Annotated in this window: 14 protein-coding genes; 3 read left to right on the top strand and 11 right to left on the bottom strand. The window is 65.1% G+C overall.

Features of this window, described 5'->3' with window-relative positions; translation table 11 throughout:
* Positions 1 to 36: 36 nt before the first annotated feature.
* Genes M2282_RS24760 through M2282_RS24780 form a run of 5 tightly spaced genes read right to left on the bottom strand, consistent with a single transcriptional unit; the run spans position 37 to position 5,380 of the window.
* Positions 37 to 1,065, bottom strand: coding sequence for an ABC transporter permease (locus M2282_RS24760; RefSeq protein ID WP_280811422.1), 1,029 nt, complete (start codon positions 1,063 to 1,065; stop codon positions 37 to 39).
* Positions 1,066 to 1,082: 17 nt separating this feature from the next.
* Positions 1,083 to 2,594 carry a sugar ABC transporter ATP-binding protein gene (locus M2282_RS24765; RefSeq protein WP_280811423.1) on the bottom strand — a complete coding sequence of 504 codons (1,512 nt, stop codon included), beginning with the start codon at positions 2,592 to 2,594 and terminating at the stop codon, positions 1,083 to 1,085.
* Positions 2,595 to 2,601: 7 nt separating this feature from the next.
* Positions 2,602 to 3,477 (bottom strand): amidohydrolase family protein, encoded by an 876-nt coding sequence (locus tag M2282_RS24770; RefSeq protein WP_280811424.1) that lies wholly within the window; start codon positions 3,475 to 3,477, stop codon positions 2,602 to 2,604.
* 25 nt (positions 3,478 to 3,502) lie between these two features.
* Positions 3,503 to 4,270, bottom strand: a complete 768-nt coding sequence (locus tag M2282_RS24775) for an SDR family oxidoreductase (protein ID WP_280811425.1) — start codon at positions 4,268 to 4,270, stop codon at positions 3,503 to 3,505.
* A 36-nt stretch (positions 4,271 to 4,306) separates the two neighbouring features.
* Positions 4,307 to 5,380 carry a porin gene (locus M2282_RS24780; RefSeq protein WP_432422938.1) on the bottom strand — a complete coding sequence of 358 codons (1,074 nt, stop codon included), beginning with the start codon at positions 5,378 to 5,380 and terminating at the stop codon, positions 4,307 to 4,309.
* 239 nt (positions 5,381 to 5,619) lie between these two features.
* Between M2282_RS24780 and M2282_RS24785 the strand changes: the two genes are divergently transcribed.
* Positions 5,620 to 6,333, top strand: coding sequence for a FadR/GntR family transcriptional regulator (locus M2282_RS24785; RefSeq protein WP_280811426.1), 714 nt, complete (start codon positions 5,620 to 5,622; stop codon positions 6,331 to 6,333).
* A gap of 31 nt (positions 6,334 to 6,364) precedes the next feature.
* On the opposite strand, the gene M2282_RS24790 is transcribed toward M2282_RS24785, so the two are convergent.
* Together M2282_RS24790 and M2282_RS24795 are read right to left on the bottom strand one after the other, a co-directional pair.
* Positions 6,365 to 7,711: a hypothetical protein gene (locus tag M2282_RS24790; protein WP_280811427.1), complete on the bottom strand. Its 1,347-nt coding sequence runs from the start codon at positions 7,709 to 7,711 to the stop codon at positions 6,365 to 6,367.
* Positions 7,708 to 10,428: a tannase/feruloyl esterase family alpha/beta hydrolase gene (locus M2282_RS24795; RefSeq protein ID WP_280811428.1), complete on the bottom strand. Its 2,721-nt coding sequence runs from the start codon at positions 10,426 to 10,428 to the stop codon at positions 7,708 to 7,710. The genes M2282_RS24790 and M2282_RS24795 overlap by 4 nt, the downstream gene beginning before the upstream one ends.
* A 164-nt stretch (positions 10,429 to 10,592) precedes the next feature.
* Between M2282_RS24795 and M2282_RS24800 the strand changes: the two genes are divergently transcribed.
* Positions 10,593 to 11,513 carry a LysR substrate-binding domain-containing protein gene (locus M2282_RS24800; RefSeq protein ID WP_280811429.1) on the top strand — a complete coding sequence of 307 codons (921 nt, stop codon included), beginning with the start codon at positions 10,593 to 10,595 and terminating at the stop codon, positions 11,511 to 11,513.
* Positions 11,510 to 12,517 (top strand): Bug family tripartite tricarboxylate transporter substrate binding protein, encoded by a 1,008-nt coding sequence (locus M2282_RS24805; RefSeq protein ID WP_280811430.1) that lies wholly within the window; start codon positions 11,510 to 11,512, stop codon positions 12,515 to 12,517. The genes M2282_RS24800 and M2282_RS24805 overlap by 4 nt, the downstream gene beginning before the upstream one ends.
* Before the next feature lie 190 nt (positions 12,518 to 12,707).
* On the opposite strand, the gene M2282_RS24810 is transcribed toward M2282_RS24805, so the two are convergent.
* From M2282_RS24810 to tssI, 4 genes are all read right to left on the bottom strand, one after another.
* Positions 12,708 to 13,025, bottom strand: coding sequence for a hypothetical protein (locus M2282_RS24810; protein WP_280811431.1), 318 nt, complete (start codon positions 13,023 to 13,025; stop codon positions 12,708 to 12,710).
* Between the two features lie 244 nt (positions 13,026 to 13,269).
* Entirely contained in the window at positions 13,270 to 13,764 is a 495-nt protein-coding gene (locus M2282_RS24815; protein WP_280811432.1) for a hypothetical protein, read from the bottom strand.
* Entirely contained in the window at positions 13,761 to 17,762 is a 4,002-nt protein-coding gene (locus M2282_RS24820) for an RHS repeat-associated core domain-containing protein (RefSeq protein ID WP_432422939.1), read from the bottom strand. The genes M2282_RS24815 and M2282_RS24820 overlap by 4 nt, the downstream gene beginning before the upstream one ends.
* Before the next feature lie 1,155 nt (positions 17,763 to 18,917).
* Positions 18,918 to 21,794, bottom strand: a complete 2,877-nt coding sequence (tssI, locus tag M2282_RS24830; RefSeq protein WP_280811434.1) for a type VI secretion system Vgr family protein — start codon at positions 21,792 to 21,794, stop codon at positions 18,918 to 18,920.
* Positions 21,795 to 21,843 lie beyond the last annotated feature (49 nt).

A 21,843-nucleotide genomic window follows, 5' to 3' on the forward strand; every position in this document is an offset into this window, starting at 1 on the left:
AAAAGTCTCCTGTGGTTGTAGAAATGGGAATTCGAATCAGTGCTTGCTGTTGCTGCGGCGGCGCAGGATGTCCGCGTACACCGCCAGGATGATGATCACGCCCGTGATCACCGTCTGCCACTCCTGCGCGACCGAAAGGATGCGCAGGCCGTTGGTCAGCACGCTCATGATGAAGGCGCCGATGATCGTGCCGACGATGGTGCCGGTGCCTCCGCTGAGCGAGGTGCCGCCAATGACCACCGCCGCGATCGCATCGAGCTCGTAGCCCTGCCCGAGCGCCGGCTGCGCGGAGTTCAGGCGCGAGGCGATGAGCAAGCCCGCGATGCCGCAGATGCCGCCGCTCACCGTGTAGACCACGACCTTCCAGAAATCGGTGTTCACGCCCGAGAGGCGCACCGCCTCCTCGTTGCTGCCGAGCGCAAAGGTGTAGCGCCCGAGGATGGTCCGGTTGAGCAGGATGCTCGCGGCCACCGCGACCAGGAACAGGATGAGCACTGCGTTCGGAATCGGCAGCGAGGGCACGAGGTCGCCGATCAGCGAATCCTGCGAGATGGCGGTGAAGCCCGGCGTGTCGTTGAAGTAGATCGGCTTGGTGCCCGAGATCACCAGCGACAGGCCCTTGAGCAGCATCATCATGCCCAGCGTGGCGATGAACGGCGGGACCTTGAGCTTGGCGATCAGCACGCCCGATACGAAGCCGGCCAGCGCGCCGAAGAAGATCGCGGCCGCGATGCCCAGCGCCAGCGGCATGCCCATGTAGGTGAGCACCACGCCGGCCATGACGGCGCAGAAGGTCATGAGCGTGCCCACCGACAGGTCGATGCCCGCCGTGATGATGACGAAGGTGCAGGCGATGGCCAGCACGCCGTTCACCGCGGTCGACTGCAGGATGCTCACGAGGTTGTCGGTCTGCAGGAACTGGGGCGAGGCGAAGCTGAAGAACACCATCAGCGCGATGAGGCTGGCGAAGGCCAGCAGCTTCTGCCGCGTGGCGGGCCGGAACAGCCGCGCCTTCAGCGAGAAACCGGGTGTGGCGGCGGCGGTGGTGGCAGTGGGGGTGGTCAAGGCGTGGTCTCCAATCGTCAAGCGGTGGCTGCAGCTTCGCGCCGGGTGGCGAGCTGCATGATCTTTTCCTGCGAGGCTTCGCGCCCCGCGAGTTCGCCGGTGATGCGGCCTTCGCACATCACCAGCACGCGGTGGCTCACGCGCAATATCTCGGGCAGTTCCGAAGAGATGATCACGATGGCCTTGCCCTCCGCGGCCAGTTCGTTGAGGAGGCGGTAGATCTCGGCCTTGGCGCCCACGTCGATGCCGCGCGTGGGTTCGTCGAAGAAGAGCACGCTGCAGTCGCGCAGCAGCCACTTGGCGATGACGATCTTCTGCTGGTTGCCGCCCGAGAGCAGTCGCACCTGCTGGCGCACCGAGGGCGTCTTGATGTTGAGCTGCTTCACATAGCGCACCCCGGCCGCCTCGATGGCGGCCTGGTCGATGAAGACGCCCATCGACAAAAACTTCTTCATGCTCGGCAGCGCGATGTTGGTTTCCACGTCCATGCCGGTCGCCAGGCCGAAGTGCTTGCGGTCTTCGGAGAGGTAGCCGATACCGTGCGACACGGCATCTTCGGGCGACCTGATCGACACCTTCTTGCCGCGCACGCGCACCTCGCCCGCATCGATGGGGTCGGCACCGAACACGGCACGCGCGAGCTCGGTGCGGCCCGCGCCCATGAGCCCCGCAAAGCCCAGGATCTCGCCCCTGCGCAGCACGAAGCTCGCATCGCGCACCATCGAGCCGCGCGTGATGCCGCGGGCCTCCAGCACGATCTCGTTGCCCGCGGTGTCGGGAAAATCGTTCTCCACTTCGGTAAGCTGGCGGCCCACCATCATGGCGATGAGCGTGTTCATCGGCGTGTCGGCCATCGACACGGTGGCGATGTACTGGCCGTCGCGCATCACGGTCACGCGGTCGGCGATGCGCTTGAGTTCATCCATCTTGTGCGAGATGTAGACGATGGCCACGCCCTGCGACCGGAGCTGTCCGATGATGCGGAACAGGTCGGCCACCTCCTCGTTGTTGAGCGCGGCGGTGGGCTCGTCCATGATGAGCACGCGCGAATCGAACGAGAGCGCCTTGGCGATCTCCACCATCTGCTGCTTGGCCACCGTGAGTTCGCCAACCGGCGTGTGCGGATCGAGCCGCAGGTTCATGCGGTCGAAGATGCGCTGCGCTTCCACACGCATCGCGTCCTCGTCGATGAAGAAGCCGAAGCGCCCGCGCGGCTCCCGGCCGATGAAGATGTTCTGCGCGGCGCTCAGGTGGTTCATCAGGTTCAGCTCCTGATGGATGATCCCGATGCCCAGCGCCTGCGCGGCGCGCGGGCTCGCGATGTCCACCGGCTGGCCGTCGATCAGCACGTCGCCTGAGTCCTTGCTGTAGACGCCGGCCAGCACTTTCATGAGCGTGGACTTGCCCGCGCCGTTCTCGCCCATGAGCGCATGCACCTCGCCGGGCAGCAGATCGAACTGCGCCCTGTCGAGCGCGCGCACGCCGGCAAAGGATTTGCACAGGTCGCGGATGGTGACGATGGATGGCATGGCGCGTTCAGTTCGTTGGAAGGCCATAGAAGCGTTGCGCGGTGCCGCGCCAGAGCTGCGACTGCTCGCCGGCCGACAGGCCGCCGATGCAGGCTTCGCTGACCGCGATCCATCCCGCGTAGTCGCCCGCCAGCGTGAGCACCGGCCAGTCGCTGCCCCACATGAGGCGCGCGGGGCCGAAGCTTTCGAGCAGCTGATCCCACACCGGGCGCACGGCGCGCACCGCCACATCGACGTCATGGTGCGCAGCCTGCGGCGCCTCGCCCCAGAGGCCGGAGAACTTGCAGTGCACCTGCGGCAGCGCGGCGATCTCGGCCATCTGCCTGCGCCAGGTCGCGAAGGCCTCGCCATCGTGTGCGCCGACCGGCGGCTTCGCGGCGTGGTCGATCACCACGGGCAGCTGCGGCCATTCCTTGAGAAAGCGCACCAACGATGAAAGATGCCGCGGCTTGACCAGGGCATCGAAGCGCAAACCCAGCCGCACCAGCGCCTGGATGGCCTCGGGGCGAGGCATGCGCGCGATCCAGTCGTCGTCGGGCAGGTCTTGCAGCATCGGCCGCACGCCCTTGAACCTGGGGTTCCGTGCCATGCGTTCGAGCGAAGCCACGGCATCGGGAGCGCTCAGGTCGACCCAGCCGACCACGCCGCCCACCACGTCGTGTGCGGTGGCCAGTTCGAGCATGAAATCCGTTTCGGCTTCCGAGTCGGCGGCTTGCACAAGCACCGTTCGCTCGACGCCATGCGCTTGCAGAAGGGGGGCGAGATGCTCGGGGAGGAAGTCGCGCACCAGCGGCGCAAGAGCGGGCACGTCGGCACGCAGCCACGCGTAGTCGCCGCGTGCGGGTCGCCAGAAATGCTGATGCGAGTCGATGCGCTGTGTCATTCTGCTTGGCACCCTTCGTCTCTCGTCAGATGGTAACGCCGCCATCGACGAGCACCACCTGGCCGGTGACGAAGCGCGACTCGTCGCTCAGCAGGTACACGACCTGCGGCGCGATGTCTTCCGCCACCGCGAGGCGGCCCATCGGTTGGCGTGCGATGAAGTCGCGCTCGGCCTGCGCCGGGTCGGGCGCGGCGGCGATGCGCTCGCGCAGCGAAGGCGTGTCCACCGTGCCGGGGCACAGCGCATTGCAGCGCAGCCCTTGCTGCACGTGGTCTGCCGCGAGGGCCTTGGTCATGCCGATCACCGCGGCCTTGGAAGCACCGTAGGCAAAGCGGTTGGGAAAGCCCTTGACCGACGAAGCCATTGACGCCATGTTGACGATCGATGTGCCGCCGCCTTCGCGCCTCTTCGCCTTGTCGAGCATGCCCGGCAGGAAAGCGCGCACCATGCGGTACATGCTCTTGACGTTGAGGTCGAAGCTGAAGTCCCACGCGGCCTCGTCGCAATCGAGCACGCTGCCGTGGTGTACGTAGCCCGCGCAGTTGAAGAGGCCGTCGAGCGCCGGCAGTTCGGCCGCCAGCGCGGCGATGGCCTCCGCGCTGCGCACGTCGAGCACCGCCGTCCGGATGCCGGTGGATGCATGCGCCAGCTTGTCGAGAAGCGCGGCGTTGATGTCGGTCGCGATCACCTGCGCGCCTTCGCGCGCGCAAGCCAGCGCGGTGGCACGGCCGATGCCCTGCGCCGCCGCGGTGACGAGGATCGTCTTGTTCCGGAGTCTGCTGGAGGTGGTCATTCGAATTCGATGAAAGGCGGCGGCGCCGGACTGGCCTCAGAACGTATGGCTCATGCCGAAGTACGTGCCCGATTGCTTGCCACCCGCAGCCGGGTTGTTGTTGGTCGCTTCCACCGAGAAGTTGGCATTCGCGCTGTTGAAGACCTTGCCCACCGATGCATAGAGCAGCGTGCGCTTGGACAGCGCGTAGTTCGCGCCCAGCATGTACAGGTTGGCGCTGCCGGCGTCGCGGTTCTGCGTGACGCGGAACATCGATCCGATCAGCGTCAGCCAGGGCGTGACCTTGTAGTTGGCGCCGACCCAGTAGTGGTTGGCCTTGCTCGGTGCGTTGAGCGGCGCATCGGGCGCCGACAGGCGCTGGTAGCCCGCGAACATCTTCAGGTCGTCCCAGAGCGTGGCGGTGCCGCCGAGCGTGAGTTCCTTGGAGGTGTTGAAGAGGTCGGTGTACTTGCCGTCCTTGTCGCGCGCCACGTCGTAGATGGCGCGCAGCTCGAACGCGGGCGCGATGTACGACATCGAGATGCCGTCCTTGCGCAGCTTGGTGAAGCCGTCGGTCTGCTCGCCCAGTCCAGTCTGCACGGTGGCGCTGAAGCCGCCCCAGGTCGGCGTCGTGTACTCGATGCCGTTGTCATTGCCTTGCCAGTTGCGCCCGCGCACCAGCGTCGCGGTGCCGATGAACTGCTGGCCCGTGGGGTCGAGGAACCACACATCGTTGGAGATCGCCAGGTTCTTGCCCAGCACCAGCTTGCCCCAGTAGTCCTGCAGGCCGACGTAGGAGCGCCGGTTGAGCAGCAGGTCGGCGCCATTGGGCTTGGCCGCAGGCAGGTCGAAGCCGCCTTCGAGCACGAACAGGGCGGTCAGGCCACCGCCGAGGTCTTCGGTGCCTTTCACGCCGAGCATGCTGGTGCCCCATTGGTTGCCGGCGTGGCGCCACAGATGGCCGCGGCCCTTGCCCTCGTCGTTGGCAATGTTGTTCTGGTAGTCGGCACCCGCGACCGCGCGGCCGTAGAGGGTCACGCTGCTCTGGGCCTGGGCACTCGCAACACCGAAGCCAAGGCAGGCGCACAAGGCGCTCGCCGCGGCGATGGTCCGGCGGTTCTTCATCGTCATCTTCTTGTCTCCTGCTGTTTTCTGAATGGGGACTGCCAAGCGGAACAGGCCTTTGCGCATGGCTGCATTTTTGGCCTTACCAGTTTGGTATGACCACTTTGCCACATGAGTTAATTGGCCTTACCAGAACAAACCCTTTGCGGGTTTTCCCGAGCAAAAGCAGGCGCGATAAGCGAAAAGTAGGCGTTTGAAAGTGTCAAACTGGCATGACCAGATAGCCTCCGCCCCCGCACCGATCCATGCAGCCCCCCGCCAAACCCACCGACACCCGCCGGCTCTACCAACAGATCGCGGACCAGATCCGGGCTTTCATCCGCGACGGCAACCTGCCCGCCGGCGCGCGGCTGCCACCGGAGCGGGAGCTGGCCTTGCAGTTGGGGGTGTCGCGGCCCTCACTGCGCGAAGCGCTGATCGCCCTGGAGATCGACGGACGCATCGAGATACGGATGGGTTCGGGCGTTTATGTCTGCGCGTCGCCGGACGCCTCGGAGCGCGCAACGCCGGCTGTGGGCGAAAGCCCTTCAGAAATGATGCAGGCGCGCGCGATGCTCGAAGGCTCGGTGGTCACGCTGGCCTCGGCCCGCGTCACGCCGCAGCATCTGGAGCGCGTGAAGGCAACGCTGGAAAGCATGCGACAGGACGGCCTCAACGGCCGCACGCAGACCGAGAACGACCGGCGCTTTCACCTCGCCATCGCGGAGATGACGGGCAACTCGGTGCTCGTGCGCCTGGTGGGGGAACTGTTCGATGGGCGGCACAGCCCGATCCTCTCGCGCATGAGCGCGCGCACCGAGAATTCGCACGCCTGGAAGGCCGCATTCGTGGAGCACGAGGTGATCTACCGCGCGCTGGAGGCGCGGGACCCGCAGGCGGCGGTGGCGGCGATGTTGCATCACCTGCATGCCTCGCATGCGCGGTGGACTGAAGAATCGACGTCGCCGGCCGCGGACTGACCGGGTCGCGCTCCGGCCAGGCCAAAAATATTCAGGGCTCGCGCGTCGGCACGCGGCTCTCGAGCGCGGGCGGTTGCCACTCTGGCTTGATGTGGCAGCCGTTCTTGCCGTCGGTGTCGTAGCGCGGCGCGAGCGATGCGCAGCGTTGCGCCAGGCTCTGAGGCGTGGGCTTCTCGCCCTTGTCGATCCAGTCCATCAGCGCGCCGAAGAGCGCGGGGTATTCCGAATCACTCAGGTAGCTGTGCTCGCGCTCGGCGCTGAAGCTCTGCACCAGGTTGCCGCCTGTGCCGGCCGCCTCGCGGATGCGGCGGTAGGAATTCTCGAGCTCGACGAAGGCGGTCGGATCGTCGATGGCATGGAGGCCCACCGTGGGCAGCGAGGTGCGGCCGGTCGGCTGGCTGTCGGCCGCCAATGCGCCCTTGGCCTGCGGGTCGGCCGCGTAGCGCAGCACGCCGGCGTTGAGCGCCGCATCGTAGGCCGAGCCGCTGTAGACCACGCCGATGTTGCCGAAGGGGTTGCGGCCGCCGAGGCGCTTCTGCACCAGGTCCTGGAACAGCCAGGTCGCCCAGTTCAGGTGGCCGACGAGCGAGCGCTCCTGGATCTTCACGACCGAGAGGATGGTCTTCAGGCGCGCGGACTGTTCGGGCGTGCGCTGCGCGGCGGGCATGCCGACGCCGGTGCAGGCTTTCACGCGTTCCGCCAGCTCGCCGCGCGTGAGCTTCGAGTCCATCGGAAGGCCCATCCACAGCGGGTACTGCGGCTCGTCGGGCCGCGGATGGTTGCGACAGACGTACTGGTAGACCACGCGCAGGTCGAGCCGGAAGTCGTAGGCGCTGTTGCCGCCGCCGAGCACGCCGCTGGTGAGCAGAAGGCCGTCATACGGGCTCTTCGCATCGCCGGGCGGCGCATAGAGTTCGGCCGCCTTCGCCGCCACGCCTGCGCCGTAGCTTTGGCCGTGCAGCAGCGTGCGCTTGGGCTGGCCGAAGTGGCGCACGAAGATCTGGCGGAGGCGCTCGGTGTCTTCGGCGGCCATGGTCACGCCGTAGCCGCCGCGTCGGTAGGTGGAGCCAGCCCACGCATAGCCGGCCTTCACGGTGACGGCCCAGCGCTTCAGGTCTTCCTCGCTGCGCGCGAGCTTGGGCGGGCCGGTCTCGGGGCCGCCGTGGGCGTGCATCACGAGCACGCGGTTCCAGTCTTTAGGGATCGCGATCCAGTAGAGCGCGCCCGTGCTGTCTTCACCTGTGTAGCAGCGCGCAGCGTCGGGGATGGGGGCTGGACAGGTCGCGGGCTTGGGCGCGCTCGGGGCCGCGTGCGCGGACAGCAGCGGTGCCGTGCCGAGCAGAGCGAATGCGGCGAGTTGGGACAGTTGCTTTTTCAATGGCGTACTCCGAGTTCCAGCGCGGCGTTCGTTCCATCGGTGGTGACGAAACCAAGGACACCGCTGTTGAATATGAAATTGCCCGGCCGGCCCGCATCGGCCTGCACCACGCCGGGCACCGGCGTGTCGTAGCTCAATGATGCCGCTGCACCGCCGAGGTTGAAGCCGCTGCCCGCCACCGTCGCCTCGCGGCTCTCGCCCTTCGCGCTGGCCATCGCGTAGCTGCCGTCGGCTGCCCCCGACATCAGGCTTTGCTGCAGGCCGAAGATGCGCAGCCCCGCGGTGGCGGCCGAGTCGCGCACCAGGTGCAGCGGCACCGCGGCACCGTTGACCAGCCCGATCACCATCGAGCCGCTGAGCGTGCCGCCGGTGGTGACGGCGCCGCCGGTCGGCGAGGTGGTGCGCACGTCGAAGGCGCCGCGCGTGGTGTTGTAGGTGATGTAGCCCTTCTCGGTTTCGGCGCAGTTGGCGTCGTAGACCATGAAGCTGCCAGCGCTGCCCGCCGCGCTGCGGCAGTACTGGAAGGTGCCCGCGTTGCGCAGCCGCACCGCGCCGGCGTAGGCCGCTGCGGTGCCCGTGCCCTGCTGCACGCCCACCGTGTTGAAGATGTTCGCCACCGGATTGAAGACTGCCGGCGAGGCCGTGTTCTCGAAGGTGTTCTGGAACGCCACCAAGGGCGAGAAGCCGCCGCCGCTAGGCGCGTTCACGCCGCCCAGCAGCACGCCGCCCGGCGCGAAGCTGAAGACCGCGCCGCCCTCCCCGCTCGTGTAGCTGCAACTGCCTTGCGCCACCAGCGAGCCGGTGCGCACCGTGCCGGCGGAGCGCTGCAGGCTCGCATCGATGGTCACGGTGTAGGCCATCGTGGCCGGGTCCATCCGTACGCTGAGCTCCTCGCCGAAGCTGTCGCCGCCCTTGTAGGTGGTGACAGCTGCAGGCAAGTTCGGGCACGCCAAGGGGTCGCCGACCTCGGTCACGCAGCTGTAGTTGACGGCCGCATCCAGGCTGCCTGCGCCGCGGTACTTGGGCCACGAGGGAAACAGGCACAGCGGGCGCGTGCGGCCATAGCTGCCGGCCACGGCATCCACCGCCACCCCGGTGGCGGGCGCGAGACCGCCTTCGACCCAACCTTCCAGCGCTGCGAGCGAATCCCAGTTGGGAATGAAGCTGCCGGTGCCGTGGCCCATGCCGGGCACGGTGTAGAAGCGCACGTTCTGGTCGACCGCCGACTGCCCGACCGTGGCGATGAGTTGCTTGTAGTAGTCGATGGTCGAGTTCGGGCTGATCACCTCGTCCGCCAGGCCGTGCAGCATGATGAGCCGCCCGCCGCGCGCGAAGAAGGGCGCGAGGTTCGAGTTGGTCGCATCGGTGAGGTTGGAGACCTCGGTCACCCGCGCGGTGTAGGTGCCCGGGTCCAGCGGGTCGAAGCTCAGCGCGTCGAAGCCCGCGATGCGCGTGACGAAGTACTTCACCCACTGGTCGCCGGTGACGTACATGTTGGCGTCGGCCGAGGTGGCCGGATTCGCCGGCACCGGCCGCGTGCCGAGGTCGCGCGTGGTGTACGGGCCGGCGACGAGTGCGCCTTCGAGGATGTTGTAGCCGCCGGCGCGCTTGATGCCATTGGCGAGCGCGTAGGTCGTGAAGTCGAGCGGCGATTCGATGGTGCGCACAGTGGCGAGTTGCGCGTCCGAGAGGCAGGTGTTGCCCGTGTCCACGCCACCGGAGCAGCGCAGCGAGGCCAGTATCTGCGTGTTCAGCAGGCGGCAGCTTTCCACGTTGCTCACGATGTTGTCGGCCGCGCCGTCCAGCTTGTCGCAGGCCTGCATCGCGGCCTTCTGCACCAGCAGCGTCTTGGCCACGTTCATCCAGCCCGCCCCGTTGTTGTTGTACAGCGCCCGCCCCACCGCCACATTCGACAGCCGCGTGCCGGTGTAGTTGAGCGCGGGCTCGTTGGCGATCACGCCGTCGTAGTCCTCGGGCCAGCGCTGGATGTAGCTGAGCGCATCGCGCCCGCCGGTCGAAGTGCCGAGGAAGTAGGCGTGCTTGGGCTTCGCGGCGTAGCGGGCGAACACCAGTGCCTGCGCCACGTCGCGCGTCTTCTTGAGCGACTGGCCGCCGTAGTTGGCCAGTTGCTCGTCGTTGGCCGCGAACCTGCCGTCGGTGATGCTGCTCGACTGGTGGCCCGAGTCATCGCCGTAGGTGGCATAGCCCAGCGAGAGCGGCGCGGGCTTGCCGACAGGGCCGAAGCGGATGACCTCGGTGCCGTCGATCAGCACGCCGTCGAAGCCGCCGCCGCCGAAGTGGATGGTCTTCTGGTTCCACTTCTCGGGCAGGTTGACCGCGAAGTTGATGAGTTGCGAGGCCGGGTCCACCGGCTGGATGGTGCCGCGCACGCGGCAGTAGTCGCCCAGCTGGTTGCCGGCGTCGGTCGCGGCCACCGGCGTGGCGCTGGTGACGGTGGCACCTTGCGTGGGCAGGCTGATCAGCGAGGCGGGCAGGCTCTTGCCCGCGAGGTCCGCGCAGGCCACGACCGGCACCACGGGCGGGGGCGGTGGGTTGTCTGGCGGGCCGCCGTCGACCGGCGGGTTGTTCGGCACGATCGGGAAGAAGCCGGCGCCGCCTCCTCCTCCGCCCCCGCAAGCGACCAGAACGAGTGAAACCAGCGAAATACCGATCGCGGGGCCGAACGAACGGCGGACACGACGGGCGACGTCAATCATCGAAAGAGTCGGGTGGGGGCGCGGTGTGCGCATGGTCTTGTCTCCAGCATGCGGCCTCGGTGAACCGCTTTTTTGAATGGGCGGCCGGACGATAGATTCGAGGTGACTTAGGGTCAAATAAAATAAAGAGGCCTTCTCAATACTTTAAAAATATGGAGATACCCATGGAGATGAGGCCGCTTCGCTATTTCGTGGCCGTCGCCGAGACCGGCCACATGACACGCGCCGCCGAGCGGCTGGGCATCCAGCAGCCGCCGCTCAGCCTCGCGATCAAGTCGCTGGAACGCGAACTGGGCGTGCAGCTCTTCAGGCGCCACCCGCGCGGCGTGGCGCTCACCGATGCGGGGCGCCTCTTCCAGGTGGAAGCGCTGCGCATGCTGCAGGACATGGAGGCCATGAAGCAGCGCATGGCACGCGTGGCCAATGGCGAGGTTGGCACGCTCGCGGTGGGCTTCACCAGCTCGGCCGCGGCGCATCGCTTCGTGCCCGAGGCGCTGCGCGCGTTCCGCCGCGAACACCCGGGCGTGGAACTGCAACTGCGCGAGAACAACGCCGCCGAGCTGACCGATGCGCTGGCCGCCGGCCGGCTGCACTGCGGCTTGCTGCGCGTGCCGGTGGCGCGGCCCGACGGCCTGCTGTTCGAGACGCTGCTGCGCGAGCCGGTACTGGTGGCGATGCCGAGCGATCACCGCTTTGCCCTCGCGCGCAGCAAGGCCTCGCGCCCGCTGCCGCTCGCGCGGCTGTGCGAGGAAGGCATCATCCTCGTGCGCCGTCCGGGCGCGCCGGGCCTCTATGCCGAACTGCTGGCGCTGTGCCATGCCAAGGGCCTGCGCCCGCGCGTGGTGGCCGAGGTGGACCGCATGATGACCAACCTGAACCTCGTGGCCGCGGGTGTCGGCCTGTCGGTGGTGCCGGCCTCGATGACCGGCGTGCACGCGCATGCCATCGCCTACACGCGCCTGGCCGATGGCGGCCAGCTCGACGCGCCGCTCACGCTGGTGTCGCGCGTGGAAGAGGACAACCTGCCCGCGCAGCACTTCGCCGCGCTGCTGCGCAGGCATGCGAGCGAGCACCCCGGGTCATGAGCGTTGCCTTGCTGCACCGTCGCCATTTCGTGCGCAGTACGGGCATCGCGCTGGCCGCTGCCTGCGGCATGCCGCACCTGCTGCACGCCGCGCCATCCTCATCGCCTTGGCCGAACCGCCCCGTGCGCCTGATCGTGGTCTATCCACCGGGCGGCGTGAGCGACGGCATGGCCCGCGTGCTGGCCGACCCGCTCTCGCAGGCGCTGGGCGTGCCGGTGCTCATCGAGAACCGCGCCGGCGCGGGCGGCAGCATCGGCATGGATGCGCTCGCGCGCGCCACGCCCGACGGCTGCACCCTCGCCTTCTCCGCCATCAGCCCGCTCACGCTGCACCCGCTGATCGCGCGCGTGCCCTACGACCCGCTGCGCGCCTTCGCGCCGGTGGCGAGCGTGATGCGCACGCCCGTGCTCGTGGTCGGCACACCGGCTTTCACGGGACACGGCTTCGCCGACCTGATCGCGCGCGCCCACAGCCAGCCCGGCGCGGTGCGCTGGGCCACCTCGGGCGTGGCCACCATCGGCCACCTGGTGCTCGCGCAGGTGCGCATGCAAAGCCGCACCGACATCACGCACATCCCGTATGCGGGCGGCGGCCCACAACTCAACGATGCGCTCAGCGGGCAGTTCGAGGTGCTGTCGACCAACGTCGCGGCGCAACAGTTGCAGTACATCGAGGGCGGACGGTTCCAGGCGCTGGCGGTGGGGGCGCCGGCGCGCATCGAGGCGCTGCCGGCGGTGCCGACGTTTGCGGAGTTGGGGTACGAGCGGGCGAATCGCGATTCGCTCTTCGGGATCTTCGCGCCGGTACGCACGCCCGCGGCGGTAGTGCAGCGGCTCAACGCGGAGATCAACCGCGTGCTGCGCAGCGATACGGTGAGGACGCGGCTGCGGGAGGCGTACAACCTGCCGGCCGGGGGGAGCATCGAGGAATTTGCGCATGAGATTGCCGTTGATCGGCGGCGCAATCGGGCGCTGGTGGCGGGGGATCGGGGGCAGTTTGACTGAGCGGTTGTGCGGCGATCTGACGCCGGCAATTGATATTTTTAATCGCCCGACCGAAATATTGCGGTACTCGCGACATCTTCGCCCTCATCTCTCGCAAGATTTTAATCATATTAATGGGCGTCTTTGGGCCTTCCATCTGAAAAATTCAGGCGCCATCGCTTCTTAATTAAAATTAACGCTGACGCCATCGCTAGAAATCACTTTCAATCGAAGAAAACTTGAGGAAAAATATTTGCGTGTCGTATTTTCTATTTTTCCTTGAAAAACTGCAAAACTCCGGAGGACTAAAATCTCCGTCAGCAATAAATTTTTCCAAAAGGAATTTTGCATATTCAAGCGCCTCATCCGACATGCAAAGGATCAATTTTTTTCCCTGTATCTCGAGTTGGTTATTATTTTCCCGCCTTATCTCAATTTTCGCTGCATCGACTGCAGCCCCCAAGTATTGCAAACAATCAATTGAAATTCGATCATTTCTCCGATTCAAAAAACTGGAGACGACGCTCAAGAATATCGCCGCCCCTTCTCGATCAAATCTGATCGTCAGTTCATCTTTGCTAAATGGCCCGAAATTGAAAATTATCATGGGCGTCTCAAAGGGATGTGTACGTTTTTGTCAGCAAGCTTTTTCCGCAAGACTTGTTGATCCCAACTTATGCATCCCTTCAACGGCGGCCAACTAGAGGGATGCCAGTCTGCCACTTCCAGGCGCCATGATCAAATATCTCAAATTCCCAACAAAATTCTTGTTTTTATTTTGGCTTTGTTTTTTGAGCGTAATCAAAGGCAATCTCTCGAATTTCCAAATCATCACTCATTGCACAACGGCGAATCAGAGAATCAAAAAGAGAAGGTGAAATTAATTTATACAAGTCAAGAAGCGCCGAGTACTCTTCATGACTGCCATTTTTCAAAATCGGGTCCGCTACTTTTTCTATATTCAACAAAACCCATTCACGGGGCAGGCCAAGAATTAAATCCCTGCTCGCCTCTGTAAAGCCATGCACATAGCTTGCATACGCAACAATATCCGGAAATATATTTTTTCTCTCCTCGATTGAAAGATCTTTTGCCTTTTCGAATGCAATTTCCCTTGAAATCCCCGGGCTTCCAAATCTAAATTCCTCCGCCACATCAATTGACTGTTTTGCAACTTCTCGGAGCTTGAAGTACTGAGCCTTCGCATTGGAGAATTGCGCGTACGCCTCATCCAATTCTTTCCATTGATCAAAGTTTGAAACGGTCATTTTTTCTTTCCCCCAGGAGTCCATGGAAGGGTTTGATATTTTTTCACAAATTCCTCCGCAGGCATTCGTTTTATCGGGCAAATCGTATGATGCGTCTCTCCGTGTGCGCCCCCAACATCCTTACCATCGGCTTCGATACCAAGACCATCCGGCATATTGGTTCCCGCCGGAATTTGATGATAGGTCCCACTGATTGGACTCTTTTGAGGATTTCCATAGGTAGAAGCACCTTGTGTACGAGTCGGTCCAACCATTCCTTCGGCATCTGCTGCTAGGTCCGGTTTTTGTCCTGGTTTTAAGTTGTACCCTGCAATTCGAGGCGCCCGCGGTTGTGTTGCATTCCCAAAGGCATGAAGATCTGTTGGACAGACCTCCGTCAATCCCAATGGGTCAATCCAATTAATTGGATTTGGCGCGTATTGCAGTAAATTGATCCCGCCAGCCAGTCTGATCGGATCCTTGGATACAAACCGTCCCACCACCGGGTCGTAATACCTGAACCGGTTGTAGTACAGCCCCGTCTCCTCGTCCAGATACTGCCCCTGGAACCGGATCGGATTCTTCAGCCCCGCCTTCCTGGCCGCCTCGCTGATCGTGAGCCTGGCCTCACCCCACGCCTTGTAGTTCGCCTCCCACGCAATGTTGCCGCCCTCATCGGTCAGCTCCATTGGCGTTCCGAGGTGGTCACACTGGTAGTAGTGAATGCTCTCCAGTGGCGCTGGCGGCTCCCCGTCCTGCCCCAGCCCCGGCTCGTACATCCCGTTGTACAGCGGGTCCCGGTTCAGGTCGTAGTTGCCTTGTGCATCGGTGTACGCGCTTGTCGCACTTGCCGGCCGCCTCAGGAAGCTTTGCGTGATTCGCCCTCGCGCGCTGGCCTGCAACACCGGCACGAAGCTGTCGGGCTCGAATACGTAATGCACCGTCCGGTTGCGTGCCGAGTCCGACTCCCAGGCCATCTGGTCCCCATCCCAACCGAAGAGCACCATGCCCAGGCCACGCGCCTGCATCTGGCGCCGGTACTCGGCGGCGTGGTACTGGCTGCCGTCCATCGAACTGGTGATGACGATCGGCTCGCTGCGCTTGGCAATGCGCCGACCCATCGGGTCGTACAGGAATGACGTGCGCGTGTCCTGCGTGCGCGCCTCGGAGAGGCGGCCCAACGCGTCCCAGGCGAAGCGCGTGCGCTGGCCTTGGTGCAGCCGCTCGACCATGTTGCCCCGACGGTCGTACTTGAAGTGCGTGCCGGCGTAGTCCTTCACCAGGTTGTTCAGGATGGCCGGGATGTTGTGGACCGTCCCGGCCTCCCGGGCCTCTGGCGCCATCGGGTCCAGGATGTTGCTGGCCGGATCGAAGGCGAAGGTCTCGGTGCCCAGTCGGCTCCGGGCTTGCAGCAAACGACCGACGGGGTCGTAGCGGTAGCTCAGGCTGCCTCGGCGGCTGTCGCCGATGTCGGTGAGTTGGCCGGCGCGGTCGTAGCTGTACTTGCGCTGGATGCCCAACGCGCCGGCGTTCGGGGCAGAAGGAGAGGGGCCGCCCCGGCTCTGGCCCAGTCTCTCCACGCGGCTGAGCACCTGGGCCTGCAAGCGCCCTGCGGGGTCGTACTGCTGCGCCTGGGCCACCTCGTTGGCCTGTATCCGCCTGACCTCCCGATGCAGGTCGTCGCGCTCGATCTGCAGGGCCTCCGTGTCGTCGAGCATCAGGCCGTGCACGTGGCCTGCGCCATAAGTGAGCCAGGTGGTGGTGTGGCCGTCGGGGCGCGTGGTCCGGATGCGGTTGCCCAACTCGTCGTAGCGGTGCTGCCAGACGGCCGTCAGCGGCTGGCTGCTCGGCCTGCCTTGTTCGTCGATCAGGTAATGATGGTGCTCGGTCCTCACATTGCCGACGGCATCCGGGAACCACTGCAAGTGGATGCTGGCATTCCTCGCATCGATGAGCTGCCCGTTGCCGTCGTAGGCATAGCTGTCGGTCTGGATGCTCTGCGGATCCAAGGAGCGTCCGAGGGGGCGACCGTCCGGGTCCCTGGGCTCGATGTACATCCCTGCCGTGCGTCTCGTCAGGCGCCCTGTGGGATCGAAGTCGAACTGGGTGACCGCATCGCCTTCAGTGACCTGGCGCAGCACGCCGGTCGCCGGGGTGTAGCCGTACACGGTCCTGCTGCCGTCGAACTGCACTTCGGACAGCAGCTTGCCCAGCGGGTCGTAGCTGAAGCTGTGCGTGCGGCCGTTTTCGTTACGCAGCGCCACCAGCCGCCCCCGGCGATCCCACTGGTAGTCGATGGTGTGGCGATTGGCGTCGGTGCGCTGGGCAATGAGGCCCACGGCGTTGTATTCGTAGCGGGTTTCGCGCTGCAAGGCATCGCGGTGCGAGAGCAGGCGGCCTTCGGCATCGTGCGCCAACTGCTCCTGGGTGCCGTCGGGATTGACGATGCGCGTCAGCTGGCCGCGCTCGTAGTGGTACTGGGTCGTCTCGCCAGCCGAATTCGTTGCCTCGAGCAGGCGCCCGCGGTCGTCGTAGGTCCAGCGCGAGGTCTTGCCCGAGCAGTCGGTGTAGGCCGTCAACTGGCCCGCATCGTCATATGCCAGTTGCTTCTTGCCGCCCCTGGCATCGGTGATCTCCACGGGCAGGCCGTGCGCGTTGTAGGCGTATTCGGTCTTGTGGCCCAGCGGATCGATCTCCTCGATGAGGTTCACGCCCTCGTAGGTTCGCCTCCAGGCGTGGCCTTCGGCATCGCGGATGCCGGTGAGGTTGTCCATCTCGTCATGGGCGAAGTGCACCGTGCTGTGGTCGCCACGCGTGTGGCTCACGAGGTTGCTGTGCGCGTCGTAGGTGTAGTGATCGCTGCTGCCGTCGGCATGCAGATGTCGCGTGATGTTCTTTAGCGCATCGCGGAAGAACCATTCTTCATGCGCATAGAGCATGCCGTCCGCACCGCGAACTTCCGGATGAACGATGCGGTAGGTGTAGCCCAGGTAATCGAAGTAGTAGCGGGTCTGCGCCCCCAGCGCATCGATGACGGTGGCCAGACGGACGTGGTTGTTCCAGACGATGGTGGTGTCGAAGCTGCCGTCGTCGGCGTACTCGCGATAGGCCCTGGCCCGGGCGCTGTTGCCCGCATGCAGATCCACTGCGCTGCCATCTTCGTGCTCCCATTGAAGATGAATACCCCGGCCCGTGCGGTCCGCGTATCTGGAGATCAGGTGGGTGCTGGCCGTCTCGCCTGCGGCCCGGTATTCGTAGCGCCAGCTTTGCTGGTTCTCATCCTGGGCAGCGATGAGGTCGCTGCTGCCATCGGCCAGCGCCCGATAGGTGTAGGCGGCAAGTTGACGCATGGCCCGTCCGTCCTGCACGAGCCACAGGCTCTGGATGCGGCCCTGGGCGTCGATGGCGGTGCTCACATGGACCTGGCCGCTGACGATGTCCGAGAGTTGCCCGCCTTCGTGGCGGTAGGCCAACTCGGTGGTCTGGCCGGTGCGCGTGCGCTGGCTTGCGAGACGGTAGTGCACGACCTTGCTCCTTGCGCGTCCTCGGCCCCCGTGCATGAACCGGGGTGCGAGCTCGAAGGTCTCGATGTAGTCTCGCCCGTGGCTCAAGACGAGCAGGCCGCCATGGCCTCGTCCGAGGGTGAGGTCTTCAATGGCGTTGTGGTGCGTCTGGCCCGTGCGGCCATCCTCGGGCTCCGCCAGCTTTGGAAAGCGATGCTCGCGGCCATCGGCAGCGAAGTAGCTCAGGCTTCCGTCCGCGGCCTGATCGATGCGGGTGGTGTAGGCGCTGGTCCATCGGGCGCCAAGGCAGGCGCTGGTGCCCGCATGGCCGGACTCAGCCTGCGAATGGTCGTAGGCCGCCAGGCGCGAGTGGTATGTGCGGCTCCAGACGATGGGCATGTGGCCCGGCAACGCAAAGTCGGTATGAACGAACGTCTCGCTGCCGGTTGCGAAGCTGATGGAGTTGTTCGTTTGAGCACGGGTCGCGCAGTTCTTGCAGGGGTTGGCATTGCTCACCCCCTTCACGCGCTCCCGCGCTCAGCCTGTCCAACTCTGCATTCGTCTTCTTCCGATCATGCTTCGCGGTTGCTGTCGGATTGACGGTGGAACCTCCCGCCTTGCCCTTGGCGCGATAACGCAAAACAGCATCCTTGAGCCGCAGGAGGAGCCAGGCGATGGACATGTCGACGCCCGCGTCGCCCAATCTTTCGATCTTCGTTTTCGCATCTGCGGCCAAGCTGTCCAATGAGCCGGCATAGGCGTTCATCAGCTTCGCGGCCTTCTCGCCAGCATCGGTGTGACGCATCACCAGGCCAGCCCCGGCATTGACAGTCACCTTGGCGCCGTGTGCAGCCTTCTCGCCCACATAGCTGGCACCGTCCTCGACTCCCTCCTTGATGTCACCGGAAATTCCCTTGATGGCGCCCCAGACACCGCTCTCGTAGGTGGTCTCCGGATCGCGTTTGGGAGGCTCCGCGGGCGCCGGCCTGCTGGTATCGAAGGGCGTGCCCGATGCAAGCTTGCGCAAGACCTTGCTCAACCCAGAGAGCAGGTCGTGCGCCATGGTGGCGGCCGACTTCAGTATGTCTTTGAGCTTGGTGCTGGCCTCATCCACGAACTTTTCGAGTTCGCCGGCCAGCGTCGCATTGAGGTGGTCCACAAGCATCACCACGAGCGCATCGCTGAGTCCGTGACCGGCGGTACGGAGCTTGCTTCGCACCAGATGCAGTGCGGGTCGCAGGCTGGTCCGCGCCGCGGCCATGGTCGGGGGCAACGGAATGATGCCGATCAGGTTGATGCCGAAGCTGACCCAGTTGAGGGCCTTCTCCCCGACGTTCGCAGCCTTGTTCTCGACGAGGATGACGATGTCGCACACCGCATCAATGGCCGCCAGGATGTTGCCGAGGATCGGAACGGCGCTGGCGACGGTCACGACCCTGTCCAGCGTGACATGACCGTTGCTGATCTTTATCAGCCAGTCGTTGACGGCCTTCTTGGCGACCGATAGCTCGGCCGGATCGATCTGGTCGAGCGGCTTGACGACCACCTCCCTCTCGTTTGCCTTCTGCTCTCTCTCTGCTTGCGATATCTCGGCCATGCCGGAACTCCCTGAGCCACCTGGCCCTTGCTGTTTTTTTGACGTACGGACAGGCGCTGCGCACGCCTGTGGTTTCAGACCGTGGTGTGAGGCAACAACACGCCTGGCGGCAATCGCGCCGCGGCCTTGCCGGCGATGTGGCCCATCGCGCTGCTTGCGACAGATGCCGCAGCGGACTTGGCGATGCCGTCGAGGTGGCCGCCAATGGCTGTGCTGGCGGCCTGACTCATGAGGCCGGCAAGCGTGTCGTTTGCAGGAACAGTGACCGCGTTCGCGTCGCTGTCGGTTGTCTTGGGCGGCCACGTCGGTTTGCCGAAATAGCTGGCGCGATCCCATGGATTGCGCGGGTCCTCTCCCAGCTCGATGCGCGCCCCGCCCGGCGCCAGCCCCGAGACGGCTGCAAAGCCCTTGTCGTCCAGCGTGCCGGTCCTGACCTGCCCGGCCGAGTCGATGACCTTGTAGCCCGCGCCCTTCAAGCCGTGGTTGTTGGCATAGCGGTGCGTGAGCTCGAGTTGCCCCTTGCCCGGCTTCAAGCCATCCGGCAGGCCCGGCCGGCTGGCACTGCCGGGGCCGACCATGCTGTGCACGCTCGCATGCTGGACATGCGGGCCGGTGGTGCCGCTCTCGATGCGGCCGCCCTTGTAGCCGGCGTAGCTGCCGCCGCCACTGATCACCAACTCCGTCCTGGCTTCGATCCTGATCTTGTCGGCCCGGATCGTGATCTCGTCCTTGGCCAGCAGGTTGATGCAGGTCTTCAACGCCTGGATGTCGATGTCGGCCTGGGCCGCAACGACCTTGATGCCCTTCTGCGCCGCAAAGAGCTTGATGGCCTGCAGCGCTACGCCCAGGAGGCTGTCGCCGCTGGTGATGCTGGTGTGCTTGCCGCTGGTGATGGCCGTGTGCTCCACGCTGGCGATGTGCGTGCTGAACTGGCTGGTGGTCTCGATGCCCGCCGGACTGGCCAGAACCAGGTGCGGCTGGGCCAGCTCGGGGAAGCACCCGGCTTCGACATCGGCGGCGCCTTCGCCCTGGACCGCATCGTTCTGCGCCTTCAGGGACTTGGCGACCTCGGCCTGGTCGTTGCCTTCCTGCGCCTTGTTCTTCTGCGCCTCCTGCGCCCCTGCGTCATGCAGATCGCGCGCCTCGACCAGGCGCTGGCGGGTCTCGCCGCTGTCGAGCAGATGCGCGCGGGCATTGGGGCGCGCCTCGGTGGTGATGAGCAGGCCTTGTGTTGCCCGGATGGCGCCGTGCGCATCGGTACGCAATTCAAAACCTTCGCCACGTGCATCCTGGCGACCGGCGTTGCCGTCGATGCGCGTGACGTGGCCAAGACTCAATGAGCTGCTCTGGTGATCGCTCTTGAGCTGCGCCTGGATCTTCCGGTCGGTGTCGTCCAGGATCAGATGGTTGGAGCGGCCGCCCGGACTGTTGCCACCGTCCTTGGCAAGTTCGCGGCTGCGAAAGCCCGACAACGCGGCCTGACCGGGAAGACTCCAGGGCGGCAGGTTCATCTGGTTGTGCACCCGGCCGGTGCAGATGGGCAGGTCCGGATCGCCGCCGATGAAATCGACGATCACTTCCTGGCCGATACGTGGCACATGCACGCCACCGAGCTGGTTGCCTGCCCACGGCGAACTCACGCGCAGCCAGCAGGTGGAATGCTGGTTCTTCTGGCCGAGCCGGTCCCAGGGGAACTGGACCTTGATGCGGCCCAGTTCGTCCGTCCACAGGTTCTCGCCCTCGGGGCCGACAACCAGCGCGACCTGGGGGCCTTGCGTGTGCGGCTTGTGCCGCGACAGCTGAGGACGAAGCGGCTCGGTGATGGGGTGGGCCGTGAAGTCGACTTCGACACGCCACTGCTGCTTGCGGTGCACTGCAGCCTCTGGGCCCTGGCTCTCCTGCGCCACGTTCTCGATGAGGAACTGGCTGTCGAGAACGAGGTACTGGATATTGGCCGCTTCGCGGGGATGCTTCTGCAATTGAAAGGTGAAGCCAGGGACCATGCCGCGCAGACTCCCGCTGGCCTTGGCGCGCGCGCCGTGAGTGCGCAGTGCCTGCATGCGCAGCAGCGCAATGCGATCCCCTTCTGCAAGAGGTTCGTTGGTACCTGCACCGGCGCGAGGTTGCACGTAGTGGCTGCCAGCCTGGCTGTCGTGCCACTGGTAGACCTCCTGATCGGCCTGCCCGGTCGGGCGGGGATCGGCGCGCTTGACGCTCAGGTCGGCCTTGGGGCGGGTGTAGTCGTAGTCGCGGCTGGCGTAGCGTCCGCTGGTGAGCTGGTGGTGGGGAACGAAGCTGCTGATGTATTCGGCATCGACCTTCCAGCCGGGTGCGCGGTACTCGACCTCCCGGTACGCAGCGCTGTCCATGGGCGCGTGCGCGCCCATGTTGTCGGTGAGCACGAGGCGGTGCTTGCCTTCGCTGTGCGAAAAGTGAAAGTTCAGGCCCCACTCCTGGCACAGGCGCTCGAAGAACGCGAAGTCGCTCTCGTTGAATTGCGTCTGGAAATCCCGGGGCGGGTAGGTCTCGCTCAGATGCTTGTCGACGGGGAAGGCATAGTCCCCAAGCAGTTCATCCAGGATCTGGACGACGGTCTTGTTCTGGTAGATCTTGCAGTCGGTGGTCAGCGTGCCCAGGTGCAGCCAGGGACGCAGGGTGAGCCTGTACTGGACGTGGCGGCCTTCCTCGCCCCAGAGCTGGGCTTCGGTGATGAGGGCGTTGATCTGCCGCTCACCGGCGCCGTCCAGTTCGATTCGGCAGCTGATCTCGCGGCCGATGAAGCTGTCCAGATCGATGTTCGCTGCGGCGCCGAAGCTGAAATTGAGCGCATCGGGGGTCTTGAGCAGCAGCTCGTATTCGAACAGGCTGTTGACGCCCTCGCGGCCCGAAAGCCGCACCGGCTCCAGTGAATCGGGAACGGCGGCGCTGGCAACGGCAAGGGTTCGAGACATCGGCTGGACCTCGGGTGAACGACGGTCCGGCAGTCTCTGGCAGCTGGAA

The organism is Variovorax boronicumulans, assembly GCF_029892485.1.
GTDB classification, from domain to species: domain Bacteria; phylum Pseudomonadota; class Gammaproteobacteria; order Burkholderiales; family Burkholderiaceae_C; genus Variovorax; species Variovorax boronicumulans_B.

Bases quoted from the DNA above. Each gene is read 5' to 3' on its own strand.
- M2282_RS24765 (WP_280811423.1), bottom strand. From the start codon at position 2,594: ATGCCATCCATCGTCACCATCCGCGACCTGTGCAAATCCTTTGCCGGC.
- M2282_RS24770 (WP_280811424.1), bottom strand. From the start codon at position 3,477: ATGACACAGCGCATCGACTCGCATCAGCATTTCTGGCGACCCGCACGC.
- M2282_RS24775 (WP_280811425.1), bottom strand. From the start codon at position 4,270: ATGACCACCTCCAGCAGACTCCGGAACAAGACGATCCTCGTCACCGCG.
- M2282_RS24780 (WP_432422938.1), bottom strand. From the start codon at position 5,380: ATGACGATGAAGAACCGCCGGACCATCGCCGCGGCGAGCGCCTTGTGC.
- M2282_RS24785 (WP_280811426.1), top strand. From the start codon at position 5,620: ATGCAGCCCCCCGCCAAACCCACCGACACCCGCCGGCTCTACCAACAG.
- M2282_RS24795 (WP_280811428.1), bottom strand. From the start codon at position 10,428: ATGATTGACGTCGCCCGTCGTGTCCGCCGTTCGTTCGGCCCCGCGATC.
- M2282_RS24800 (WP_280811429.1), top strand. From the start codon at position 10,593: ATGGAGATGAGGCCGCTTCGCTATTTCGTGGCCGTCGCCGAGACCGGC.
- M2282_RS24805 (WP_280811430.1), top strand. From the start codon at position 11,510: ATGAGCGTTGCCTTGCTGCACCGTCGCCATTTCGTGCGCAGTACGGGC.
- M2282_RS24815 (WP_280811432.1), bottom strand. From the start codon at position 13,764: ATGACCGTTTCAAACTTTGATCAATGGAAAGAATTGGATGAGGCGTAC.
- tssI (WP_280811434.1), bottom strand. From the start codon at position 21,794: ATGTCTCGAACCCTTGCCGTTGCCAGCGCCGCCGTTCCCGATTCACTG.